The 23,436-nt window shown below is 69.1% G+C and carries 23 protein-coding genes; 12 read left to right on the top strand and 11 right to left on the bottom strand.

All coding sequences use genetic code 11. The annotated features are described in order from the left end of the window. Nucleotides 1-7 precede the first annotated feature (7 nt). From QM693_RS05630 to QM693_RS05620, 3 genes are all read left to right on the top strand, one after another. Complete coding sequence (locus QM693_RS05630) at nucleotides 8-1,318, top strand: CitMHS family transporter (protein ID WP_283351674.1); 1,311 nt, start codon at nucleotides 8-10, stop codon at nucleotides 1,316-1,318. Between the two features lie 67 nt (nucleotides 1,319-1,385). Beyond that, on the top strand, nucleotides 1,386-2,759 hold the full coding sequence (locus QM693_RS05625) for an acyclic terpene utilization AtuA family protein (RefSeq protein ID WP_283351673.1): 1,374 nt from the start codon (nucleotides 1,386-1,388) through the stop codon (nucleotides 2,757-2,759). Further along, nucleotides 2,756-3,076, top strand: a complete 321-nt coding sequence (locus QM693_RS05620; protein ID WP_283351672.1) for an AtuA-related protein — start codon at nucleotides 2,756-2,758, stop codon at nucleotides 3,074-3,076. The genes QM693_RS05625 and QM693_RS05620 overlap by 4 nt, the downstream gene beginning before the upstream one ends. Nucleotides 3,077-3,080: 4 nt before the next feature. Here QM693_RS05620 and QM693_RS05615 read toward each other — a convergent pair whose 3' ends face one another. From QM693_RS05615 to QM693_RS05585, 7 genes are read right to left on the bottom strand one after another with little or no spacing between them, the layout of a single operon-like run. After that, nucleotides 3,081-4,475, bottom strand: a complete 1,395-nt coding sequence (locus QM693_RS05615) for an AMP-binding protein (RefSeq protein ID WP_283351671.1) — start codon at nucleotides 4,473-4,475, stop codon at nucleotides 3,081-3,083. Further along, complete coding sequence (locus QM693_RS05610; protein WP_105417355.1) at nucleotides 4,468-5,070, bottom strand: energy-coupling factor transporter transmembrane component T family protein; 603 nt, start codon at nucleotides 5,068-5,070, stop codon at nucleotides 4,468-4,470. Before QM693_RS05610 ends, QM693_RS05615 begins: the two co-directional genes overlap by 8 nt. Beyond that, nucleotides 5,067-5,747 carry an energy-coupling factor ABC transporter ATP-binding protein gene (locus QM693_RS05605; RefSeq protein WP_283351670.1) on the bottom strand — a complete coding sequence of 227 codons (681 nt, stop codon included), beginning with the start codon at nucleotides 5,745-5,747 and terminating at the stop codon, nucleotides 5,067-5,069. The genes QM693_RS05610 and QM693_RS05605 overlap by 4 nt, the downstream gene beginning before the upstream one ends. Further along, complete coding sequence (locus tag QM693_RS05600; protein ID WP_283351669.1) at nucleotides 5,744-6,871, bottom strand: thiolase family protein; 1,128 nt, start codon at nucleotides 6,869-6,871, stop codon at nucleotides 5,744-5,746. Before QM693_RS05600 ends, QM693_RS05605 begins: the two co-directional genes overlap by 4 nt. Further along, nucleotides 6,868-7,989 (bottom strand): class I adenylate-forming enzyme family protein, encoded by a 1,122-nt coding sequence (locus QM693_RS05595; protein WP_283351668.1) that lies wholly within the window; start codon nucleotides 7,987-7,989, stop codon nucleotides 6,868-6,870. The genes QM693_RS05600 and QM693_RS05595 overlap by 4 nt, the downstream gene beginning before the upstream one ends. Then, nucleotides 7,986-8,570 (bottom strand): biotin transporter BioY, encoded by a 585-nt coding sequence (locus QM693_RS05590; RefSeq protein WP_283330931.1) that lies wholly within the window; start codon nucleotides 8,568-8,570, stop codon nucleotides 7,986-7,988. The genes QM693_RS05595 and QM693_RS05590 overlap by 4 nt, the downstream gene beginning before the upstream one ends. Nucleotides 8,571-8,611: 41 nt before the next feature. Then, nucleotides 8,612-9,502 (bottom strand): EamA family transporter, encoded by an 891-nt coding sequence (locus QM693_RS05585; RefSeq protein ID WP_283351667.1) that lies wholly within the window; start codon nucleotides 9,500-9,502, stop codon nucleotides 8,612-8,614. An 83-nt stretch (nucleotides 9,503-9,585) separates the two neighbouring features. Between QM693_RS05585 and QM693_RS05580 the strand changes: the two genes are divergently transcribed. After that, nucleotides 9,586-10,464, top strand: coding sequence for a LysR family transcriptional regulator (locus QM693_RS05580; protein ID WP_283351666.1), 879 nt, complete (start codon nucleotides 9,586-9,588; stop codon nucleotides 10,462-10,464). Here the strand turns inward: QM693_RS05580 and QM693_RS05575 are convergent. Further along, nucleotides 10,461-11,462: a sugar phosphate isomerase/epimerase family protein gene (locus QM693_RS05575; RefSeq protein ID WP_283351665.1), complete on the bottom strand. Its 1,002-nt coding sequence runs from the start codon at nucleotides 11,460-11,462 to the stop codon at nucleotides 10,461-10,463. The genes QM693_RS05580 and QM693_RS05575 overlap by 4 nt on opposite strands. A 50-nt stretch (nucleotides 11,463-11,512) precedes the next feature. After that, complete coding sequence (locus QM693_RS05570) at nucleotides 11,513-12,691, bottom strand: Gfo/Idh/MocA family protein (protein WP_283330927.1); 1,179 nt, start codon at nucleotides 12,689-12,691, stop codon at nucleotides 11,513-11,515. A 272-nt stretch (nucleotides 12,692-12,963) separates the two neighbouring features. On the opposite strand from QM693_RS05570, the gene QM693_RS05565 reads away from it, so the two are divergent. Both QM693_RS05565 and QM693_RS05560 read left to right on the top strand, forming a co-directional pair. After that, nucleotides 12,964-13,356, top strand: coding sequence for an FAD-dependent oxidoreductase (locus tag QM693_RS05565; RefSeq protein ID WP_283351664.1), 393 nt, complete (start codon nucleotides 12,964-12,966; stop codon nucleotides 13,354-13,356). Between the two features lie 110 nt (nucleotides 13,357-13,466). Further along, a complete protein-coding gene (locus QM693_RS05560) occupies nucleotides 13,467-14,006 on the top strand; it encodes an FAD-dependent oxidoreductase (RefSeq protein WP_283351663.1) in 540 nt (179 codons plus the stop codon). 13 nt (nucleotides 14,007-14,019) lie between these two features. Here the strand turns inward: QM693_RS05560 and QM693_RS05555 are convergent, their stop codons facing one another. Then, nucleotides 14,020-15,087, bottom strand: a complete 1,068-nt coding sequence (locus tag QM693_RS05555; protein WP_280780680.1) for a LacI family DNA-binding transcriptional regulator — start codon at nucleotides 15,085-15,087, stop codon at nucleotides 14,020-14,022. 158 nt (nucleotides 15,088-15,245) lie between these two features. Between QM693_RS05555 and QM693_RS05550 the strand changes: the two genes are divergently transcribed. The 5 genes from QM693_RS05550 (at nucleotide 15,246) to QM693_RS05530 (ending at nucleotide 21,432) form a co-directional block, all read left to right on the top strand. Further along, complete coding sequence (locus QM693_RS05550; RefSeq protein ID WP_283351662.1) at nucleotides 15,246-17,150, top strand: helix-turn-helix domain-containing protein; 1,905 nt, start codon at nucleotides 15,246-15,248, stop codon at nucleotides 17,148-17,150. 150 nt (nucleotides 17,151-17,300) lie between these two features. Continuing rightward, the gene (locus QM693_RS05545; protein WP_283351661.1) at nucleotides 17,301-18,575 is read left to right on the top strand and encodes a hydroxymethylglutaryl-CoA reductase, degradative; all 1,275 of its coding nucleotides are present in this window, start codon (nucleotides 17,301-17,303) and stop codon (nucleotides 18,573-18,575) included. Nucleotide 18,576: 1 nt separating this feature from the next. Beyond that, a complete protein-coding gene (locus QM693_RS05540; protein ID WP_283351660.1) occupies nucleotides 18,577-19,545 on the top strand; it encodes a hydroxymethylglutaryl-CoA lyase in 969 nt (322 codons plus the stop codon). Between the two features lie 31 nt (nucleotides 19,546-19,576). Beyond that, the gene (locus QM693_RS05535) at nucleotides 19,577-20,056 is read left to right on the top strand and encodes a hypothetical protein (protein WP_283351659.1); all 480 of its coding nucleotides are present in this window, start codon (nucleotides 19,577-19,579) and stop codon (nucleotides 20,054-20,056) included. Next, the gene (locus QM693_RS05530) at nucleotides 20,053-21,432 is read left to right on the top strand and encodes a tripartite tricarboxylate transporter permease (protein WP_283351658.1); all 1,380 of its coding nucleotides are present in this window, start codon (nucleotides 20,053-20,055) and stop codon (nucleotides 21,430-21,432) included. The genes QM693_RS05535 and QM693_RS05530 overlap by 4 nt, the downstream gene beginning before the upstream one ends. Nucleotides 21,433-21,441: 9 nt before the next feature. Here the strand turns inward: QM693_RS05530 and QM693_RS05525 are convergent, their stop codons facing one another. Beyond that, nucleotides 21,442-22,140 carry a GntR family transcriptional regulator gene (locus QM693_RS05525; protein ID WP_283351657.1) on the bottom strand — a complete coding sequence of 233 codons (699 nt, stop codon included), beginning with the start codon at nucleotides 22,138-22,140 and terminating at the stop codon, nucleotides 21,442-21,444. Between the two features lie 93 nt (nucleotides 22,141-22,233). Here QM693_RS05525 and QM693_RS05520 point away from each other — a divergent pair, with 93 nt between their 5' ends. After that, on the top strand, nucleotides 22,234-23,352 hold the full coding sequence (locus QM693_RS05520; RefSeq protein ID WP_283351656.1) for an AbrB family transcriptional regulator: 1,119 nt from the start codon (nucleotides 22,234-22,236) through the stop codon (nucleotides 23,350-23,352). Nucleotides 23,353-23,436 lie beyond the last annotated feature (84 nt).

Genomic DNA, 23,436 nt, shown 5'->3' with positions numbered 1-23,436 from the left:
AGGTCACATGGTTGCCGCGCTCGGGTTCGCCACGATCGCTTGTTTCCTGGCGCTGGCGTTCAGCCGCCGGGTCTCGGTGCTCGTCGCACTGATCCTCGTTCCCGTCACGTTCGCGATCGTGGGCGGATGGGCACCCGACCTCGGGGAGATGGTGGGCGACGGGCTGCTGAAGGTCGCGCCCGTCGCCATCATGATCGCCTTCGCGGTCCTGTATTTCAGCCTGATGGTCGACGTGGGACTGTTCGATCCGGCGATCCGCCGGATCGTCCGGTGGGCAGGTGGCAATCCCACCAAGATCGCCGTCGGAACCGCGGTGCTGACCCTGCTCGTCGCGCTCGACGGTGACGGAACCTCGACCTTCCTGATCACCATCTCGGCGTTGCTGCCCATCTACCAGAAACTCGGGATGCGCCCGGTCGTCCTGACCGGCATCGTCTGCCTGGCCGCGGGACTGATGAACATGATTCCGTGGGGCGGCCCGACCGTCCGCGCCATGGCCGCGCTCGACCTGACCAGCGCCGACATCTTCACGCCGGTCCTGCCCGCGATGGGCGCCGGGATCCTGTGGGTCCTGTTCGCCGCCTACATGATCGGCCGCACGGAACGTAAGCGGCTCGGCGTCACCGAACTGGTGTCTCCCGGCGGCGGCGGTCCGGGCACGCCGCACGTCTCCGACGCGCCGGTGCGCACCGGTCGCCAACGGGTGGTGATGGCGTTCAATACCGTGCTCACCCTCGTCCTGATCGTGATCCTGCTGTTCCAGCTCGTGCCGCTGGAGGTGGCATTCGCCATCGCATTCGCACTTGCGCTCGCTGTCAACCGCCCGAAGTGGGACGACCAGCAGGCCCTGTTCGCGAAGCACGGCGGCAACGTCACCATGGTGGTGGCGATGATCCTCGCGGCAGGCGTGCTCACCGGAATCCTGAATGGCACCGGGATGATCACCGCGATGGCGCAGACCTTCGTCTCCTGGATTCCGCAGTCCGCCGGCTCTCTGATCCCCGTCATCACCGCCGTCACATCGATGCCGCTCAGTCTGGTCTTCACGCCGGACGCCTACTACTTCGGCGTCGTCCCGGTGCTCGCGGAAACCACGGCATCGTTCGGAGGCGACCCCGCGGAGATCGGCCGCGCCGCCATCCTCGGTCAGATGACCACCGGATTCCCGCTCAGCCCGCTGACCGCCGCGACGTTCATCCTGATCGGACTGAGCAAGGTGGACCTCGGCAAGCACCAGCGGTTCATCTTCGGCTGGGCCTTCGGGACCACCATCGTGATGACCGTGATGGCGCTGATCACCGGTGCCATCTCGTTGTAATCGTCCGCGGCATCACCGCAGCCGAGACACCCCACCACCCGTCGAACAAGCAAAGGACTTCGAGCCCGTGACACCATCGAGCACCCGCGACAGAGCCTCGCGGAGCGTGCGACTCGGCGCCGGATCCGGGTTCTCCGGAGATCGCATCGACCCCGCCGAGAAACTCGCCCGGCACGCCGACCTCGACTACCTGATCTTCGAATGCCTCGGCGAACGCACCGTCGCCGCCGGAAACGCGCGCCGACTGGAGAACCCGGACGAAGGATACGATCCGCTCCTCGCCGCACGCATGCGCGCGGTTCTCCCCCACACGCTCGCGTCCGGGACCACTGTGATCACCAATGCCGGTGCCGCGAACCCTCTCGCCGCCGCTGAACTGGTCTCCGGCATCGCGGCCCGGTCCGCCGACCGGCAGGTGCGCATCGCTGCGATCACGGGCGACGCGGTGCTCGAGCAGGTGCTGCGCCACGACCCCGTCGTGTGGGAGACCGGGAGACGACTGTCGGAGCACGACGAGGAACTCGTGTCCGCGAACGCGTACATCGGCGCGGAGGCCGTGATCCCCGCGCTCGAACTGGACGCCGACGTCGTCGTCACCGGGCGGCTGGCCGATCCTTCCCTCTACGTCGCCCCACTCGCCCACCACTTCGGATGGGACCTGGCCGACCACGACACCATCGGCGCCGCAACCGCGATCGGGCACCTGCTCGAGTGCGCCGGACAACTCACGGGCGGGTACTACGCGGATCCCGTCACCAAACCGGTGAAGGGCATGGCCGATCTCGGCTTCCCGTTCGCCGACGTCCTCGCCGACGGATCGGCGACGTTCGGCAAACTCGACGGGTCCGGCGGCATACTCACCGAACGAACCTGCGCCGAGCAACTCCTGTACGAGGTGGGAGATCCCACCTCGTATCTCACGCCGGACGTGACCGCGGACTTCGGCAACGTGTCGTTCACCAATGTGGGACCCGACCGGGTCGCCATCACCGGTGCGACGGGACGCCCCCGGCCGCAGCAGCTGAAGGTCACCCTCGGCTTCCGTGGCGGCTGGCTCGGTGAGGGGCAGATCAGTTACGCGGGCCCGCGCGCCCACCCCCGCGCCCGGCTCGCCGCGGACATCGTCACCGAACGACTCGTCGACGTGCACGGTCTCACCGAGGACGCCGTCTCCGTCGAATACATCGGCGCCGGTGCGGCTTTCCGCGGCCTCGACACGGACACCGATGCGCACGAGGTTCGACTGCGGGTCACGGCCCGCGCACGCACCCGCGAGGAAGCCGACCTCGTCGGCTGGGAAGTGGAAAGCCTGTACACCAACGGACCGGCCGGCGGGGGCGGCGCCCGGCGCTCGGCGACCGAGGTACTCGCGATCCGCTCGTGCACCCTCCCCCGCGACCTCGTGCCCACCCGGGTGCACCTCACGGAGGTGACGACATGACCACGCCCGCAACGGTTCAGAAGATAGACTCCCTCGCCGACGTTCGTGCCGGAGACAAGGGAGACACGCTCATCCTTGCCGTGCTGGCCCGGGACCACGCCGCCTACCGTTGTCTCGCCCGGAGACTGACCGAAGACGTCGTCGCCGCCCACTACGGCGAGCTGATCACCGGTCCGGCCCGGCGCACCTGCCAGCCGAACCTGATGGCGATGGTGTTCGAGTTGCCGGGCGTCCTCGGCGGCGGCGTCACGGGTTCCCCCGCACTCGACGGACACGGCAAGACGCTGGGCTATCACCTGCTGAGCCTCGAAATCTGACGGGCTACACGGGATTCCGGTCCCGCGACGCCGACAGGGTGGCGGCGAGCGCCTGACGATCGAGCTTGCCGCGCGGTGTGCGCGGCAAGCTGTCGACCGCGAGTACCTGAACCGGCATGCTCGGGCTGGGTAACGTGGCGCGCAGATGCCGCCAGATCTCGCTGGAACTCGGCCCGTCGCCGTCCACCACGATCGCGGCGGCCGGTGCCTCACCCATCCGGCTGTCGGGCACTCCGATGCACGCAGCCTCCGAGATCCCGGGGAGTGCGGTCAACGCCGCCTCGATGGCCGCGGGTTCCACATTGAGCCCCGCCCGGATCACCGTGTCGCTGTCGCGGCCGAACAACTGCAGGCTGTTGCCCGCCACCCTGCCTCGGTCCCCCACGGTCATCCACCCGTCGGCGGGGCCGTTCAGCACGCCGTCCTCGGTGAGGTAGCCGTCGAACAGCATGTCGCTGCGCACGTGAACGAGGCCCGCGCGAATCTCTGCGTCGACGCCGTCGAACAGTTCGCCTGCCGCATGCTCGTCGGCGGCGCCGAGACCCCGGTCGAAGGACACGAAGCTCAGTTCGGAGGCGCCGTAGAAGTGCACGAGCGACGCCTTCGGCAGCACCTCCTGCAACGCCTCACGCCCGGTGCGCGGCCACCGGGCCGCCGACGACAGCACCTCACGGACGCTGCCGACCGGACCGATGCCCGACCGCACCACATCCCAGGCGATGGTGGGTACCGAGTACAGATGTGTCGCTGCGTCGCGCAGCGAGTGGGTGACCGGTCGCAGATCCACCGTCGCACCACGAGTGAGCCCGTGCAGCGCGCCGTACAGGAAATGGGTGTGGTCGAGAACTCCGGGCACCGCCACGCGATCCCCGCTACCGATGTCGAACGTCGTGTCCGAGCGGTCGAGGGTCGTGGCCCACGATCGCTGGTTGCGCACGAACAGCTTCGGCTCACCGGTGGTGCCGGACGTGATGCCGACCAGCAGTTCGGTGCCGGGACGCGCCCGGCCTGCGGTGCCGTCGGATTCGAGGCTGTCCGCCGTCTCGACGGTCCCGTCGAATCCCAGTCTCCGTAGCCTGGTGTGCTGGTGCGACGCGGCCACCACGGCGCCGGGTTTCGCGAGCTCGAGCACCCGCGTCAGCTGCGCGGGCAGGAGATGCCGATGCAGTAGCACGACGCTGACTCCCGCGTGCATCGCCGCCGTCACCACGACCAGCGACCCGACATCCGACGTCGGCAGCACGGCGACCCGATTCATGCCGTCGAGCCCGGCGGCGGTGCGTGTGACCCGCGACCAGAACCGGCCGTAGTCGACGGTCTCGCGTGCGGACACGACCGCTGTCGTCTCCGGGTTCTCGGCGGCCCGTCGAGCAACACGCTCGGCGAGCAGCTCAGTCATCGTCCACTCCCCGTGCGACGAGGGCGTCGCCCATCGCATCCGCGGTCCGGAGGGCGCGGACCAGAACCGGTGTGGCCAGCGCCGTCATCGACCATTGCAACCCGCGTGCCTTCCGCGCCTGCGCCACCTCCTGCACGATCCCCGTCAACAGCGGGATACACCGGATCGCCAACGCGAGCAGGAGTCCGATCCGATCCGGGTCGACCCCGAACCTCCGGAGGGGCCCGAGTGCGCGCGACACCGTGTCGAGCATGTCGGTGACCCGGGTGGTGAGCGTGACCAACGCGGCGAGCGCCACCGAGATCAGCAGCACCCCGCACACGACGACCGCCCGCGCGGGCGACGTGATCAGCACCTGGAACACGGCGATGATCAACAACATCCACACCACCGGACGCAACTGCGCCACCGCGACCCGCCACGGAATGGCAGCCACCGCAAATAGCAGGCCCACCACCAGGATGACGACACCGACCTCGAGCGGGGTGCGCACGAACACGGTGGCCGTGACGATCGACGCGATCAACAGCAGCAGTTTCAGCCCGGCGGGCATCCTGTGCAGGAGCGAGTCGCCCGGGCGGTACAGGCCGATCATTCGACCAACTGCCGGTACGCGGGGACGGCGTCGTCCGGGCTGCCGTCGAATGCGACGAGACCGTCGTCGATGACGATGACCCGTTCGAAACTCTCCAGCAGCGCCAGTTGGTGGGTCACGACGATCACCTGCTGGTCCATCGAATCGAGTGCTTCGGCGACGACGCGGGCGTTCCGCAGATCCAGCAGTGTGGTCGGCTCGTCGGCGATGATCACCTCGGGCCTGCGGATGAGGACGGCGCCGATGGCGAGCAGCTGCTTCTGGCCACCGGACAGCAGGTGCGCGGGGTGATCGCCGTGCTGGTCGAGCCGGAACCGCACCAGGATCTCCTCTACGCGGGCGGCGATCTCCGGCTTGCTCAGACCGGACCGGCGCAGCGAGAACGCCAGGTCCTCGGACACCGTGGGCATGACGATCTGGGTGTCGGGGTCGGTGAACACGAACCCGACCTTGCGGCGCACCTGGGCGCCCTTTTTGGCGGCGTCGACACCGTCGACCGTGACGGTGCCGGAGGTGGGCTTCAGCAACCCGTTGATCATGCGGGCCAGGGTCGACTTGCCGGAACCGTTGGATCCGATGATGCCGACGCGGCGCTCGGAGAAGCGCAGGTCGACGCCGCGGAGCACCGGGCGGTCCCCGAAGGCATGGGTCACCGAATCGAAGACGATCTCACTCACGACACGCGCTCCACGAGCATCGCGATGCCCTGTCCGCCGCCGATGGCGCACGCCGCGAGCCCGAGCGCGGGTCCGTCCTCGCGCAGCATCTGACTTGCCAAGCGCACCAGCAAGATCGCCCCCGACGCTCCCCATGGGTGTCCCATGGCGATGGCGCCGCCCTGTGGGCAGATCACGGATTCGTCCAGGCCGAGTTCGTCCGACACCGCCAGGACCACCGACGCGAAGGCCTCGGTGATCTCGACGACGCCCAGATCCGCCACGTCGTATCCGGTTCTCTTCAGGAGTTTGCGGATTGCGGGGACCGGTCCGAGTCCGGGCAGCGCCGGGTCCGATCCCGCGACGGCGGAACCGAGGATTCGCAACGCAGGCAGTCCGGCGGCCAGCGACTCCGTCGTCACCGCCAGCACGGCGGCGCCGTCCGAGATGCCGCAGGAGTTCCCCGCCGTGGCCGTTCCGCCCGCACCGAAGCTGGGGCGCAGCCGCGCGAGCCTGGCCTCGGTCATGCCCGCGCGAATGCGCTGGTCCCGCGCGATGTCACCGATCGGCACGATTTCCGACGAGAAGTCGGCGGCGGCCGCGAGCGTGTGCGACCGCGCCGCGTACGCGTCCTGCCGCTCACGGCTGATGCCGCGTACCCGCGCGAGCTCGTCCGCGGCCGCCCCCATGTCGGGGTCGGGGAAGCCGTGCGGCGCAAAGGGAGCACGGGTGTAGCGCACCGGATCGGCGCCCGACACCGGCGGCCAGAACCGCCACGGCGCCGTGCTCGCCGATTCGACGCCGCCGGCCAGAATCAGCTCGTCGGCACCGCTGCGCACGCGGAGCGCGGCCTGCATCACCGCGTCGAGGCCGGAACCGCACTGCCGGTCGACGGTGACCCCGGGAACCTCCACGCCCATCCCCGCCTGCAGGGCCGCGACCCGCGCGGGATCACCGCCCGGCCCGAGGCAGTTGCCGAGGACGACGTCGTCGACCTCGGCGTCGAGGCCCGACTCCCGCAGCGACGTCAGAACGTCGCGCAACACCGGGGCGGCCAGATCGGTGGTGGTCACATCGGCGAACCCGTGCCCGGCATTGCCGATCGGCGTCCGACGCGGCGCCACCAGAACAGGGACAGAGCTCATGCCAGCCAGTCTCTCACTCGGCCACGGGCGACCTTGCCACTGGCGGTCCGCGGCATCGACTCGATCGGCACCCAGCGGCGGGGCAGGGCTTCCTTCGTCAGCATCCGGCGTGCGCGCGAACGGACGTCGCCGATGTCCGCGGTGCCGTCGAGCTCCACCACGGCGGTGACGGTCTCGCCGAGCACCGAATGCGGCGATCCGACGACGGCGGCCGCGGCGATACCGTCGACCGTCGCGAGGATGCGCTCGACGTCCTCGGCAACCACCGTGGTGCCGCCGACGTTGATCGCGGATTCGCCCCGGCCGCGCACCGTCAGCTCGCCGTCGTCACCGAGTTCGGCCAGATCACCGACGCCGAACCACTCCGGGACTCCGATCACGCTGTACGGCGACCGGACGTACAGCAGACCGTCGCGGATGTCGGCGTCGACGCCGTCGAGCAGCCGGAGCGGTTCGGGCACCCGGCGCGCCGCGACGAGGGAGAGTTCCGCGGCGCCGTAGTACTCGACGATCTCGATGCCGTCCGCCACCGCGCGGGCGCCGTCGTCCAGGGCGGTGCCGGCGACGATCGCCGTGCGCAGCTTCGGGGCCTTCCCCACCACCTCACGGAGAACGGCGGGAACGGCGTGCACCACCGTCGCCCGGGACGGGTCGTCGGTGACGCACGCCCCACGCCACAGTGCGTGCACGGCGCCGAACAGGTGCATCGTGGCGTGCAACGGGCCGGTGATCAGCACGTGGTCCGTCGCGTCGATGCCGGTGATCGCGGTGAAGGCGGGGAAGCTGTCGAACCAGGAGGCCGCGGTGCGCGCGAGCGGACGCGGGCTGCCGGTGGAGCCGGACGTCGCGACCAGCAGAAACGCGGACGGTGGAATCACCGTGCGGTCCGGGCGCGCGTCGGGGTTCTCGACGATCACCGCCGTCCCCTGCCGCGCCGCCGCGCACACGCAGATCAGGGCGTCCGGGACCGGCAGCGTCGACGCGTCGTAGGCAGACGCACCCGAGCCGTGCTCGAGGATCCATCGGTCGATGGCACGGTCGAGTTCGGCGTAGGTGTAGGTGCGGTCTTCGAAATCGAGAGCGGGCTGATCGCCGGAGCCGCCGAGTTCGGAACTCACGTACGGATCAGGCCGGGGTACGCGCGATGCACGCTCTTGGCGACCACGGTCGCGACGACGACCTTGAGCAGGTCGCCGGGGATGAAGGCGAAGTTGGTGGTGATGGCGGCGCCGACACCCAGATCGGTGCGGAGCAGGAGTCCGACGGTGCCGAAGACGTAGATGACGACGATCCCGCCGAGGGCGTTGATCAGGAGACCGAGAACGACCGGGTACTTCGGCAGGATCCGGGCGGTGAGGAGGCCGATGATCAGCGTCGCGGGAATCCAGCCGATGAGGTATCCGGCGCTCGGGCCTGCGAGCGCGGTCAGTCCGGTGCGGCCACCGGACAGCAGGGGCAGGCCGATGAGGGTCAGTGCGATGAAGACCGCGACGGCGGCTGTGCCCTTGCGAGCGCCGAGCACCGCGCCGGCGAGGATGACGCCGAGCGTCTGCAGTGTGATCGGCACTCCGCTGAAGCCGACCGTGATGGCGCCGGGCAGTCCCAGCGCCGCGATCAGCGCGGCGAAGACCGCGATCTGCGCCATGTCCCGCGCTGAAATACCGAGCCTCGACACCCGAGCACTCTCGACATCTGCCATGACGACTCCTCTTGCCTCAAACTTGAACGACGTTCAAGGTATCAGGTCGGGGCGGACAACGGTGCGGCAGACTCCGCGACGTCGCCCTGGTCGGGCGTCGTACGCGACCCGGCCCGCGCCGCTCCTATTCCCGCCGCGACCACGAAGCAGATACCGGCGACGGCCGCGTGGTCCGGAATCTGGTGCAACACCACGAGCCCGATAATCAACGCGAACGCCGGTTCCAGACTCATCAGCGTCCCGAACGCGGCGGTGTTCAGCCGGCGCAGGGCGAGCATCTCCAGCGTGAACGGCACGACCGGCAGCAGTATCGCCAAACCCAGCCCGATGATCAACAGGTCCGGCGTCATCTTTCCGAGCATCGACGGCCCGCCCACCGCAGTCGCGACCAACCCGGCGACCGGCATGGACACCGCGAGCCCGTTGAGACCGGCCACCTCGTCGCCCACGCGCTGGGTGAGCACGATGTAGAGGGCCCAGCACGCAGCCGCGCCCAGCGCGAACAGGATTCCGACCGGGTCGACGCCGCCGGCCCAGGGTTGCGTCAGCAGCAGCACCCCCACGGCCGCCAGTGCCGGCCACTTCAGGCGACCTCGTCTGTGCAGAACAGCGACACCGAGGGGCCCGAGGAACTCCAGCGCGCTGGCTGTTCCCAGGGGGATCCGGTCCACCGCGGCCATGAACAGCAGGGTGACCGCCGCCGTGACCACTCCGAGGAGAACACACGCGCCGAGGGACGAACGCGTGAACGCCTTCGGCCGAGGCCGCACGATCACGGCCAGCAACACCCCCGCCCACGCCAGGCGCAACCAGGCGGCGCCCTCGGCGCCGACGCGCTCGGACACGCCGACGGAGATCGCAAGTCCGCTCTGTACGCACAGCATCGAGGTCAGCGCCATCGTCGCGCCGACGTGGGTCGAGTTCCTGGTCATGCCTGCATTGAATGACACCTCGACCGTTCACGTCCACGTGACTTTCATGGACAAACCGTTCGGATATCGCGAACAATACGTGGGTGGATACCCGACGCCTCCATCTCCTGCTCGAGCTCTCCCGTCTCGGCTCCATGCGTGAGGTCGCCGAGACACACCGGCTGACCACCTCGACCGTCTCCCAGCAGATCGCCGCACTGGCGAAGGAGACGGGTGCGCAGCTCGTCGAACCGACCGGCCGCCGGGTGCGGCTCACCCCGGCCGGTCGCCGGCTGGCCGACCACGCCGTCACCATCCTCGCGGCCGTCGACGCCGCCCGGCTCGACCTCGACCCCCACGCCGAGCCGGTCGGCACCCTGCGCGTCGGGGGTTTCGCGACGGGCATCCGGGTGTCGCTGCTCCCGGTCGTCGCCGAACTGGCCCGCACCCACTCTCAGGTGGACGTGGTGATCAGCGAGTACGAGCCGGTCGAGGCGTTCGCGTTGCTCGCCGACGACGAACTCGACCTCGCCCTGACCTACGACTACAACCTGGCACCGGCATCCCCGGGCACCGCGCTCGAGGCCGTCCCGTTGTGGTCGACTCCCTGGGGACTCGGCGTCCCCACGCCCGCCGGGAACGGACCCGCAGACGTCGCCGCCTATGCCGGTTCGCCCTGGATCGTGAACTCCCGCAACACTGCCGACGAGGACGCCGTCCGCACCCTGGCCTCGCTCGCGGGTTTCACACCGCACATCGCCCATCAGATCGACAGCCTCGACCTCGTCGAGGACCTCGTCGCCGCCGGCTACGGGGTAGGTCTGCTGCCCGCCGACCGTCCCACGCGCAAGGAAGTCACGGTCCGCCCGCTCACCAACCCGAAGGTCGTGCTGACGGCCTACGCCGTGACCCGTCGTGGGAGGTCGACCTGGCCGCCGCTCCGGTTGGTCCTCGACCGCCTGGCCGCCGTCACCGGTTTCTAGCGGGAGGCCACGGCGGAAGCCGCATCCTTCAGGGTGCGGGCCGCGACCTGCAGTCCTTCGAGCTGTCCCAGTTCGACGTCCTCGTGTTCGATGTTGACCGCCATGTCGTGGTCGACCCGCTGCAGCGCGGCGAGGAAACGGGACCAGAAATCGACGTCGTGTCCGCGGCCGACGGCGACGAAGTCCCACGCCGAGTCCTCGGGCCACTTGTTGACCACGTGCTTGCCACCGAGTCCGGTGGGGTTCTGGTCGGCCGAGATCCGGGTGAACCGGTCGTCGAGAACACCGTAGATCTTGCAGTTCTCGTTGATCCGGGTGTCCTTCGCGGCGGCGTGGAAGACGAGGTCGCCGAGCCAGTCGACAGCGGCGACCGGATCGATGCCCTGCCAGAACAGGTGCGACGGGTCCATCTCGGCGCCGACGTTCGTCGCACCGGTCTTCTCGACCAGACGCTTCAGGGTCGGCGGGTTGAACACCAGGTTCTGCGGATGCATCTCGATCGCGACCTTGACACCGTTCTCACGGGCGAGCGCGTCGATCTCCTTCCAGAACGGCACCGCCACCTGATCCCACTGGTAGTCGAGGGAGTCGAGATAGCCGCTGTCCCATGTGTTCACGTGCCATGCCGGCCACTGGCCGCCGGCGTGCGCGGCGGGCAGCCCGGACATCGTGACCACCCGATCCACACCGAGCAGGCCCGCCACCTTGATGGCGTTGCGCAGGTCCTCGGCGTCCTCGGGGCCCACCTCGGGATCCGCGTGCAGCGGGTTGCCGTTGCAGTTCAGGCCGGCGATGGAGACGCCGGTCTCGTCGAAGACCTTCAGGTAGTCCTGCGGTGACACCTCACCGGAGAGGAGTTCCTTGACGGGCAGGTGCGGGGTGGGCAGAAATCCGCCCGCGTTGATCTCCGCGCCCTCGAGCCCGAGGGACGCGATGGTCTCCAGCGCCTCGCGCAGGCTGCGGTCGTGCAGGACGGCGGTGTACACACCGAGTTTCATGAGGGTTCCTTGCGTGGTGGGAAGAAGTTCGGGTTCAGTAGTTTTGCGGTTCAGCCGATCTTGACGGCTGCTCCGTCGGCGCGGGCGGACTCCGCGACGGCGGTGACGATCTGCATGCCGCGCAGCGCGTGGGCGAAGGACGGCAGCGGGCCGAGGACGTCGATGCCGGCGATCTGGTCGAGGAATGCCCGGGCCTGGTAGGCGAAGAACTCCGCCTTGCCGTGGCCGACGCCGCCGGCATCCATCGGCAGGCCACCCTGGATGTACGGGTGCTGCGGTCCGATGATCACCCGACGCTGACCGTTCACGGTGCGGTCGAGGCCCTCGCTGGACACCGAGAATTCCGCGGCGCGAGCCAGGTCGAACGCCGCGGAGCCGGACGTCCCGAACAGCTCGAAACCGAGTCCGTCCGGAAGCTGGTGCGCGACACGGGAAGCGGAGAACGTGCCGACCGCGCCGTTTTGGAAGCGCGCCGTGAACGTCGCGAGGTCCTCGTTCTCGACGGGTGCCATCTCACCGGTGGTCTCGGCCTTGGTGTGGCCGTAGGTGACTCCGGCAGGCACGGGACGCTCCGTGATCACCGTGGTGAAGGTCGCGCCACTGATCTCGACGATCGGCCCGCAGACGAATTCGGCCATGTCGAGCAGGTGGCTGCCGACGTCTGCCAGCGCGCCGGTTCCGGGACCTCCGCGGTACCGCCAGGTGATCGGCGAAGCGGGGTCGAGGCCGTAGTCGCACCAGTAGTGCCCGTTGAAGTGGATGATGTCGCCGAGGCGGCCCGTCGCGAGTTCGTCGCGGATCGCCTGGATGGCCGGCGACCGGCGGTAGGTGTACCCGACGGTCGCGATCGTGTCGGCGTCCGCGGCGGCCGCGACCATGGCCTCGGCGTCCGCGATCGACCCGGCCAGGGGCTTCTCGCACAGCACGTGCTTCCCGGCAGCGAGGAGGCCTTCGACGATCTCCCGGTGCAACTGGTTCGCGACGACGACGCTCACGGCGTCGATGTCCGGCGATTCGGCGATGGCCTGCCAGCTGTACTCGGCCCGCTCGTACCCGTACCGCTTCGCGGTGTCGTCGGCGACTGCCTGGTTGGTGTCGGCAATCGCGACCAGCCGCACGTCGGGGCGGTCGGTTCCGAACAGCGTCGACGCCATGCGATATCCGGCGGCGTGTGCTCGTCCGGCCATGCCGCCGCCGATGACGGCGACACCGATCGAGTTGGAAGTCATGAGTGGAAGCCTTTCGGTGTGATGTTGACCCGGCGGGAGTGCACGTCGGCTACCCACAGACACCCGCACGAGTGTGAAGACGCCCTCCGGCTAGTTCGGTCTATTTAACCGGTCTAGTACGACTACTATGAGCTGAGTCACGACACCCTGTCAACCCCCGCCCCGGCGGGCCGGCCAACAGGCCGCACCCCTTGACGAACGCCCCCTTCCTGCGCACACCGAATAGACTTTCACTGAGTATTAATTCAGTGAATAACAGTTCAGGAGGACGCGTGGAGGCCATCGTCGCAGGCGGAGGTGTGTCCGGGACCGCGACTGCAATCGCATTGCGCCGCATCGGTTTCGACGTCACCCTCTACGAAACACACCCCGACCCGGCAGGACAGGTGGGCTCATTTCTGAGTCTGGCATCCAACGGACTGCGGGGGCTGGAGGCGCTCGGTTGCCTGGACCAGGTGCAGCAGGCCGGTTTCGCGGTGCCCACTCAGCGAATGTGGTCCGGTACGGGCAGGCTGCTCGCGGAAGTTCCGCGCGGACGGCTGTCGGGGGATCCGCTGTTCAGCGCGACGCTGATGCGCGATTCCCTGGTCGAGGTGCTGCGGAGGTCGGCTACTCGGTCGGTCCTCGATCCGGGCGCGCCCCGACCCGTATACGGCGGGCTCTAAAGCGTCTCGGGCGTCGCCGACGGCGTCCCGGCCGAGACCGGCACGTTCAACATGGTCTTCGCGCGCTGCGGCGCCTTTCTCCACATCCCGGCTCCGGACGGAACCGTGTGGTGGTCCGCGCAGGTTGCCGATCCCCGGCACCGAAACCGACAGATATCGGCGACGACCGGTGGCTCGACCGACTCGCCGAGCTGTACCGGTTCGAGCCGAAAGCGCTCGAGATCATCAGGGCGACCACGCAATTGCACCGTCCGACGCTCATGCACACGCTGGCCGAAGTCCCCATCTGGCACGACGAACGCGTCGTCCTCGTCGGCGACGCCGCCCACCCGGTCGGCGCGGGGCAGGGCGTCTCCATGGCCATCGAAGACGCCGTGGTCCTGGCTCGGGCACTCGCCGATGCCGACTCGACCGGGGAAGGTTTCGCCGAGTACCACCGGCTCCGCCGCGCCCGAATCGGGAAGATGGCCAAGGCGGCCCGCACCAACCGCGACGCCAAGACCGTCGGCCCGATCGCGCGCCGGTTTCGCGACCTCGTCATGCCGGTCGCCTTCGGGCACTTCTACGAAAGGGCCACCACCTGGCTCTACACCCACGATCTGGGCACATTGCCCGCGCAGGCGGTGCAAACCCGGCCCGCCGAACACTGACGGCCGTCGCAGGTCAGGACACGCCCGACCGGGATCCTTCCATCGGCTCGGGCGCGGGCCCGGTGGTACGGCGCGCGACGAGCCGCGGGCGGAGGACGGTAGCCACCGACTCGGTCCTCCCCCGGTCCAGCCGCTGGATGACCGCATCCACCGCGGTGGCGGCCTGCTCCCGCGGTTGCTGATTGACCGACGTCAGATCGATGTGCGCCAGCTGGGCGAGCACGCTGTCGTCGTATCCGGAGACCGAGACGTCTTCGGGGATCCGCACACCCCGGCTGCGCAGTTCGCCGATCAGCCCGATGGCACTGCGGTCGTTGGCCGCGATCACCGCGGTGGGAAGTTGCGACCGCCCGAGCAGAGTGCCCGCGGCGACCGTTCCGGCGCTGTCGGTGAAATCGCCCTCGACGACGTCGATATCGAGTCCGTGACGACGCATGGCACGGGTGTATCCCGACCTCCGGTCGGCTGCAATCGTGCCCGTACCACCGCTGAGGTGCGTGATCCGGCGGTGTCCCAGCTCCACGAGATGGTCGACGACCGTGCCGATCCCCTTGCCGTCCGCCGTCCGCACGACGTCGACGGCGCCGTCACCGACGCGGCGACCGACCACGACCACCGGTACCCGCTCCCCGAGCGTGTCGAGCACGTCGGTGCCGAGTTCGGTGCCGAGCAGGATCAAGGCTTCGCAGCGGAAATCGAGCAGCGTTTCGACGACTTTCGGTTCGGCGTGCGTGGGAGTCAGGGCGCCGAGCACCACCTCGTACCCGTGCTCGTCGGCGGCGGCGACGATGTACTCGACCATCTCGGCGTGGAAGCTGTTGCGAATATCCGCCATCACACCCACGAGGTGGGTTCGCCGGAGCGACATCAGTGCGGCCGTACGGTTCGGTCGGTACCCGAGCTCGTCCGCGACGTCGAGGACCCGCTTCCGCGTCTCCGCACTCGGCCCGGGAACACGCCGAAACACCATGGAGACCAATGCCTTCGACACGCCCACCCGGTCGGCGATGTCCTGCATGGTGACGGCCTGCCGGGGCATCGGAACGGAGCCGCCACTCCGGGCGTCGTCGTCGCTTCGCATGTGCAGACCCTTTCGCTCGCCGAGCACGAGGCACACCCAGAGTATCCGACATAGACCGAAGTACTAGACCGGGCTACCTGACCGGACCTGACATCCCGAACACCGGCGCCGGTCTCAGCCAGTAGTTACTTCGACAACTGCCAAGGCAGAGTGTGGTCATGGATTCACGGGAGAACGGCGACGCGCTGGGGGTACTCGCCGACGCGATGGTCGGCGAACTGACGGTCGACTCGGCCGCAGTGCGCGATGCGCTCGACCGGGTCGCTACCGGCCCGGCCGACAGGGCGGCGTTCGCGGAGAAGGTGCGCCGGCACCGGGTCGAGCTGACGCGTTTGCGGCGACGGGAGCGCGAACTCGGGGTGTTGTTCTCGAGCGCCCGTGAACTCGCCGAACTCCGTGACATCGACGCACTCCTCGGGCGGTTGGTGAGCCGCGCCCACGAGATGATGGGCACCGACGTCACCTACCTGTCCGAGTTCGATCCGGCGACCCGTGAGCTGAACGTCCGCAAGACCGCCGGCTCGGTGACGCCGCAGTTCCAGCACCTGCGCGTTCCCCCGGGAATGGGGCTGGCCAGCCAGATTGCCGATTCCCGTGCCGCGCAATGGGTTCTGCGTTATCAGGATTACGCGGAGGGACCGCACGAGGAACTCATCGACGACGCGGTCGCAGCCGAAGGGATCGTGTCGATCCTCGGGGTGCCGATGCTGTCCGACGGTCTCGTGCTCGGTGTACTGTTCGCCGCCACCCGCCAGGAGTACGCCTTCACCCCGGACGAGATCGCCGTGCTGTCCGCGCTCGCCGACCACGCGTCGGTGGTGCTGCAGACCGCCAGCACCCTCGAGCAGGTTCGCAGGTCCGAAGACGAGGCCCGCACGGCACTCGACCGGCTGACCGACTACCTGCAGGTCCGCGACCGGTCCACCGTGGTGCACCAGGAACTCATCGAGGCGGTTCTGGTCGGAGGCGGATTCGAGCAGGTAGCCGGCACGCTGTCCACGGCACTCGGGCGAACGGTCACGATCGTCGACCGGGATCTGCACCCCGTCGCCTCCCACCCCACGCCGGCCGGGCAAGTGTCCGTCGAGTTGCCGCCGGTGGTGCTCGACGCCATCACGAGGAGCCGGACCACCGGCCATTGCGTTCGCGTCGACGACCCCGGGACGCCGATCGTGGCCGCTGTAATCGCGGGCGAGTTGTACTTCGGCGCGGTACTGGTCGGGTCCGGGGACCTCGAACTGGGACCGGTCGACGAGCGCACCATCGAACGCGCCGCGCAGGTCGGCGCACTGCTGGTGCTGCAGCAGAACGCGGTCGCCGACGCAGACCTGCGGGCCCGCGTCGAGTTGGTCGCGGACCTGCTCGACCCGGCACCCGAGCGGCGCCGCGATCTGGAACGACGGGTGCGCGCCCAGCGAGTCACCCTCGCCGCCCTCGACACCGTCGTGCTGATCTCGGTCCCGGCCGAGAACCGGGCCACCGCCGCCCGAGCGGCCACCGCGTTCGTCGGTGATCGCGGCCTCGTCGGGGAGCATGCCGGCATGGTCGCGGTGGTTCTCACCACCACCGTCCCGCGCGACCTCGTCACGGATCTGCGCGACTACCTGCGGGAAACGCTGCACGGCCCGGTGCTCGCGATCACGACACCCCGGGCGGAGTCGCCGGACGCGCTTCCCGCCCGATTCGAGTCGGGGCTCCGCACCGCTCGCCTGCTGGCTGCGCTCGGCACCACCGACGCCGCGGTCAGCACCGACGCGTACCTGCCGTACGCGCTGCTGTTCGACACCGATGCGCGGACGTTGAACGCGTTCATCGACGAGACCATCGGTCCGGTGCGCGCCTACGACGACAGCAAGGGCACGGACCTCCTCGCCACGTTGCGCGCATTCGTCCGCAACGAGGGCAGCCCGACGAAAACGGCACGGGCCCTCAACTACCACACCAACACGATCTTGCAGCGCCTCCACCGGCTGGAGACGCTGCTGGGGCCCGAATGGCGCAGCGACGAACACCTGTTCCGAATCTCGGCCGCGGTCCGCCTCGACGAACTTCGCGAGCAGTGACAGTCACACATTCCTGAAGGAAATACATGTGCGATCAATACATGTCGAGGTCGGCGGTATGCCCCTACCGTGTGAACCGAAGCACATGACAGGGTTGTCGTCGGGACGCACCACACATCCGGCCGCCCGTGAGTACGTGGAGGAACGCCAGTGCCCGTCAACAGCCGCATCCCCGGCCTGAAGGATTCCAGCGCGCAGCAGCGCCGCAAGGTGGTCGCCGAGAGGACCGGCCTGTCCGACCTCGACGTCGCCGTGTTCGATCCCGAACAGGGCCTCGGCGTCGCCCAGGCCGATCACATGATCGAGAACGTCGTCGGGGTGATGGGAATCCCGGTGGGTGTCGCGACCAACTTCACGGTCAACGGGCGTGACTACCTCGTGCCGATGGCCACCGAGGAGCCGTCCGTGGTGGCGGCGGCCAGCAACGCCGCCCGGATGGCCCGGGTGCACGGCGGCTTCCACACCTCGAGCACCGATCCGGTGATGCAGGCCCAGATCCAGATCCTCGACTGCCCCGACCCCGAGGCATCCCGGCTGCGGATGCTCGAGGCCCGCACGGAGATCCTCGAACTGGCCAACGCCCAGGATCCGATGCTCGTGCGATTCGGCGGCGGCGCCCGCGACCTCACCGTCCGACTCGTCCCGACGCGCACCGGCGTGCATGTCGTGGTGCACATTCACGTCGACGTGCGAGATGCCATGGGCGCCAACGCCGTCAACACCATGGCCGAGGCCATCGCTCCCCGGCTCGCCGAGATCTCCGGTGGGCGTTCGCTGCTGCGGATCCTGACCAACAAGGCGGACCTGCGCATCACCCGGGCCCGGGCGGTGTTCGACAAAGACCTGCTCGGCGGCGACGAGGTGGTCGACAACATCGTCCATGCGTCCGCGCTCGCCGAATCCGACCCCTACCGCGCCGCGACCCACAACAAGGGCATCATGAACGGCATCACGGCCGCCGTCCTGGCCACCGGCAACGACACCCGCGCCGTCGAGGCGGGCTGCCACTCGCATGCGATCGCCGCGGACGGCCGGTACACGGCGCTCTCGCACTTCGAGAAGACCGCGGACGGTCACCTCGCCGGGACCCTCGAGGTGCCGATGGCCGTGGGACTGGTCGGCGGGGCCACCAAGGTCCACCCCGTCGCGCAGGCCGCGGTGAAGATGCTCGGCGTCTCCACCGCGTCGGAGCTGGCGGACGTGATCGTCGCGGTGGGACTCGCGCAGAACCTGGGCGCCTGCCGTGCGCTCGCTGCCGAGGGCATCCAGCGCGGCCACATGAGCCTGCACGCCCGGACCATCGCCGCCTCGGCCGGCGCCACCGGCGACGAACTCGACGTCGTGGTCAAGCGGCTCATCGACGACCAGCGCATCCGGGTCGAGCACGCGGAAAAGGTGCTCGCCGACCTTCGTTCCGGACACTGACATGACCACCCCCGCGGATCTCGAACCGGTGTGGCGTCCGGCGCCGCACGAGTTCGCCGACCCGTCGCTGCCCTCTGCGGTTCGCGTCTACGAGGTCGGACCGCGCGACGGGCTCCAGGCCGAGTCGACGCTCGTTCCCACCGCGGTCAAGGCCGAGTTCTGCCGTCGGCTGGTGTCAGCCGGCGTCCGATCACTCGAGATGACGAGTTTCGTTTCCCCGAAATGGATTCCGCAACTCGGCGACGCCGAAGCGCTGATGGCCGAACTCGACCTCCCCGACACCGTCCGCCAGGTCGTGCTGGCCCCCAACGAGCGGGGGCTGGAGCGGGCGCTCACCGCCGGCGCCCGGGAGATCGCCGTCTTCGTCAGCACCACCGAGACGTTCGCCCGGAAGAACCTGAACACCACCGTCGCCGAGGCGCTCGACAACGCCCGGCCGGTGGTCGAGGGTGCCCGGGCGGCCGGAATCGGCACCCGTGGCTACATCTCGATGTGCTTCGGTGATCCGTGGGAGGGGCGGGTCGATCCCCGCCGTGTCGCCGACATCGCCGCGCAACTGACGGGCATGGGATGCTCGTCGATCTCGCTCGGTGACACCATCGGCGTCGCCACCCCCGGCCACGTCCGCGCCGTGCTCGACGCAGTGCAGGCCGAGGGCGTTCCGATCGGCTCCATCGCGGGACACTTCCACGACACCTACGGCCAGGCGCTGTCCAACGTGCACGCCGCACTGCTCGCGGGCGTCACCGAATTCGACACCGCGGCAGGGGGCCTCGGCAGATGCCCCTACGCGAAGGGCGCCACCGGGAACCTCGCCACCGAGGACCTGGTGTGGATGCTGCACGGCCTCGGCATCCACACGGGCATCGATCTCGACGCACTGACCGACACCTCCCGCTGGATGGCCGGGCACATCGGCCATCCCAGCCCGTCGCGGGTGGCGACGGCCCTGACCGCCGCCCGCTCCTAGAGCACGACACCCTCACACGGAAGAACAGACGATGTCCATCGAAAGCCAGTCCGCACCGCAGGCTCCCCCGCCCACCGACGATCAGACGCCTCGGCCTCGTTACCTCGAGGTGTGGGGCGACACGGTGGTCGGGCGAGATCTCACCGTCTCCGTCGTCATCGGTATCGCCGTGAGCGTCGGCGCGCTCCTCGGCGCGACCGCACTCTTCAACTCCTTCGTCACGGATTCGTCTCTGGCCGAGGCATATGCGCTGCTGGTCGGGATCGCCGCATGCCTCGTCGCGGGCGTCGTCAGCGGGAAGCTGTTCCGCCCCAAGCGAAACATCGCCGTCGACTCGTCCGAGGGCGACACAGTCGGCGACGTCATCCGGGTGCTGCAGGAAGAGCGGCAGGGGCTGGGGTCGGTCGGCGACCTGCCCGCCCAGACGGTCCGGGAGTTGAAGGATCTCGACCTCTACGACCGGTTCGTCGAGGCGGAGACGCAGGCACGCGGGACGGGCGGACGATCATGAGTGTGCTGTTCACCAACGACGTCCTCGTCGCGATCGCGCTCGGCGTGATCGGCGCCATCGTGTTCTCCCTGATCGGGTTGGTGTCCGGGACCGACGAGACGGCCACCATCGCCCCGCTGACGCTGCTGGTCATCCTGCTCGGTGCCCCGCCCGCGGCGGTGTTCACCTTCTTCCTCGCCGGCGCCGTCGCCAAGCACATGACCCACGCGGTGCCCACCACGTTGCTCGGCATCCCCGGCGACACGATGGCCGTGCCGCTGATGCGTGAGGCGCGGTTGCTGCGCAGCCTCGGTGTGCCGCACATCGCCCTGCGCAAGGCGATCTCGGGTGCGATCATCTCCGCGTTCATCGCCGTCCCGGTGGCGGTGCTGTTCGCCACCCTGCTCGCACCGGTGGCAGACACGGTCCAATCGGTGGCACCGTGGTTGTTCCTCGTCGCCGCCGTCGCGATCGCCTACACGTCGCCGGGCAAGTGGTCCGGCGTGGCCGCGCTCGTGCCGTTCGTCGTCCTCATCCTGGCGCTCAAGTCGCTGACGACGAGCTACGACGTCTCCCTGAACATCAGCTACTTCCTCGGCATCGCGGTCGGCCCCCTCATCGCGGACCTGTTCCTCGTGCTCGGTGCGTCGGGACGCAAGGACATGGCCCGCACCGAACCGGCGACGGTGTGGCTCGCCCCGGAGATCAAGGGGTGGAAGGGATACTTCCCGAACCCGTTCCGGATGCTCGACGGCAAGCAGACGGCACAGGTCGCGGCGACCGCGACCGTCTCGAGCGCCACCTTCGTCTTCAGCCCGGTCGCGATGACCGTGCTCATGGGCGAGGTCGTCGGTTCCCGGGTCAAGCAGGGCTACCACCGGTTGACGTCGGTGATCGCCGCCCGCAACGGAACCACCGAATCGACCTACATCGCCGAGGCGCTCATCCCGCTCATCGCATTCGGTCTGCCGCTGAGCCCGGTCGCCGCGGGGCCGGCCGCCCCGCTGTTCAACGCGCCACCGGTCTTCACCACCGACGACGGCACCGGGCAGATCCGCAACCTGTCCACGGCACTGACGAACTGGGAGTTCCTGCTCTACGGTCTCGGCGCGGTGGTGATCGCCGCGATCATCGCGTACCCGTTCGCGATGAACTTCGCTCACCGCGCGGCCACGCTCGTCGTCCGGTACGTCAGCCACGAGGCGATCATCGCCACGTTCACCGGCCTGGTCGTCGTCATCAGCGTCTGGGAGGGCGGCATCCTCGGCCTCGCCGTCACCCTCACCGTCGGACTCGTCGGAGGCCTGCTGTCGCGGGCGTTCAAGATCCACGCAGGCGTCCTGTTCATGGGGTACTACGTGGCAGTCCTCAGCGTCCCCGCCATCCTCGCCCTCTGACCGCGCCGACTACGCGGTGATCAGGTCGATAGCGACGGCCGCTTCCTGCGGATCGACGACCGCGTCGAGAATGGTCTTCTGCGTCTGGGTCAGGTGCTCGGTGCAGGCAGCGGCAGCCGCCGGCCCGTCGCCGGCGAGGATCGCACGGCACATCGACAGGTGCTCCGCCAGCGAGACGTCCAGACGAGCCGGGCGGGAGTGGGCGATGTTGCGCAGCCTCTCCGTGTGCGGCCGGAGTTCGGCAATCGATCGGGCCAGATGCGCGTTCCGGGTGTGCGCGATCACGGCCTGGTCGTACGTTTCCGTGAGTTCGTAGAAACGATCTCGCCGGGACTCGGACGGGGCCTCCTCGGAGATCGCCCCGAGTGCGTCCGCTACCTCTTCGAACTGCTGCCGGGCCGCGGCGTCCCGGGCGACGGCCTCGGCGACAATGCGCGCGGCGGCCGCCTCGAGCAGGATGCGTAGCTCGAACAGGTCCCGAACGCTTTTGATCGAGATGGGAGCGATCCGTGCGCCCTGCCGGTCGATGAGCGAGACCAGCCCCTCCCCCTCGAGCCGAAGGAAGGCCTGGCGAACCGGGGTGCGAGACGCCGAGAACCGCGCGCCCACGTCGATGGCACTCAGCGACTGGCCCGGGGACAGGGACCCGTTCAGGATGTCCTGCCTGAGCTGCTCGTATACCTGCTCGCTCTTGCTCCCACCCGTCATGCATACATCCTAACGTTCGCAGTGGCATCCGTTAAGGTATACACTGATGCACACCATAGAGCAGGGACAGCATCCCGGAGTAGGCGTCCACCCGTGAACGACGTGCAATCCCCCGAACGATCCGTGCCGACGCACACGGCCGCACTGCGTCGTCACGGACTCCGATGGTTCGCACTGATCGCACTCTCGATCGGCGGCTGGGCGGTCGGCGAGAGCGTCGGACTGACAGCGGCCGGACTCTTCTCGGCTCTGATCGTCGGGGCGACCCTGGCCGTCACCGGCTGGGGCCCGTCCCGCGTGCCCCGCCCGCTGGGGAAGCTTGCCCAGGGAGTGCTGGCGAGCGCGGTCGGGCTGATGGTGCACCGGGACACAATCGCCGCCCTGGGCTCGATGTGGGTGCCGGTGGTCTCGATCGCGGCCGCGACTCTCGCGCTCAGCGTGGCGGCCGGCGCCCTCCTCGCGCTGCACCGCGACGTGGACGCGGTGACCGGATCCCTCTCCATGACTGCGGGCGGCGCCACCGGACTCGTCGCGATGGCCCGCGAACTCGGCGGCGACGACCGGGTCGTCGCAGTGGTGCAGTACCTGAGGGTGGCGCTCGTCGTCGTGTCGATGCCGATGATCGTCACGTTCGGTTTCCGCGCCGATACCGGCACGGACACCGTGACAGGCACCGATGCCGGCGGGTCCGAATGGTATGTGGCCCTACCATTCCTGGCACTGTTCATCGTGGGCGGCACCGCCGTGGCGTCACTCGTGCGACTACCCGCTCCCGCGACGCTGGGTCCGCTGGCCGTGAGCGCCGGGTTCGAACTCGGCGGCTGGAGCGACGCGGTCGCGGTCCCGCCGATGCTGATGACCGGCGCGTTGATTCTCATCGGCTGGCAGGCCGGGCTCGCGTTCGACCGGGCGAGCCTGCGGGCGATCGGACGAATCCTGCCGTATGCGGCGCTGCTCACGCTGCTGGTAGGGGCGGCCTGCGCCGGCTTGGGCGTCCTCCTCTCCCACCTCACCGGTGTGAGCCTCCTCGAGGCCTATCTCGCCACCACGCCCGGTGGCCTGGCGGCGGTGCTGGCCGTCTCGGCGTCCACCGCCTCCAACGTCACGTTCGTCGCGGCCGCGCAGGTGTTGCGCCTGGTCATCATGCTCGTCACCACCCCGATCATGGCGAAGGCGTTTGCCCACTTCAGTTCTCGGCGTCGACGAGCGTAGTTCGGGAATCCTCTCCGGACAGCACGGTCCGGCCTGCGTCCGGGCCGTCTCGACCGGAGAGGATTCCGGACACCCCGAGTGTCG

Origin of the sequence: Rhodococcus sp. IEGM 1305, from assembly GCF_030058635.1 — a bacterium.
GTDB lineage: Bacteria > Actinomycetota > Actinomycetes > Mycobacteriales > Mycobacteriaceae > Rhodococcus_F > Rhodococcus_F opacus_D.
This window is presented reverse-complemented; position numbering and strand designations above follow the sequence as displayed.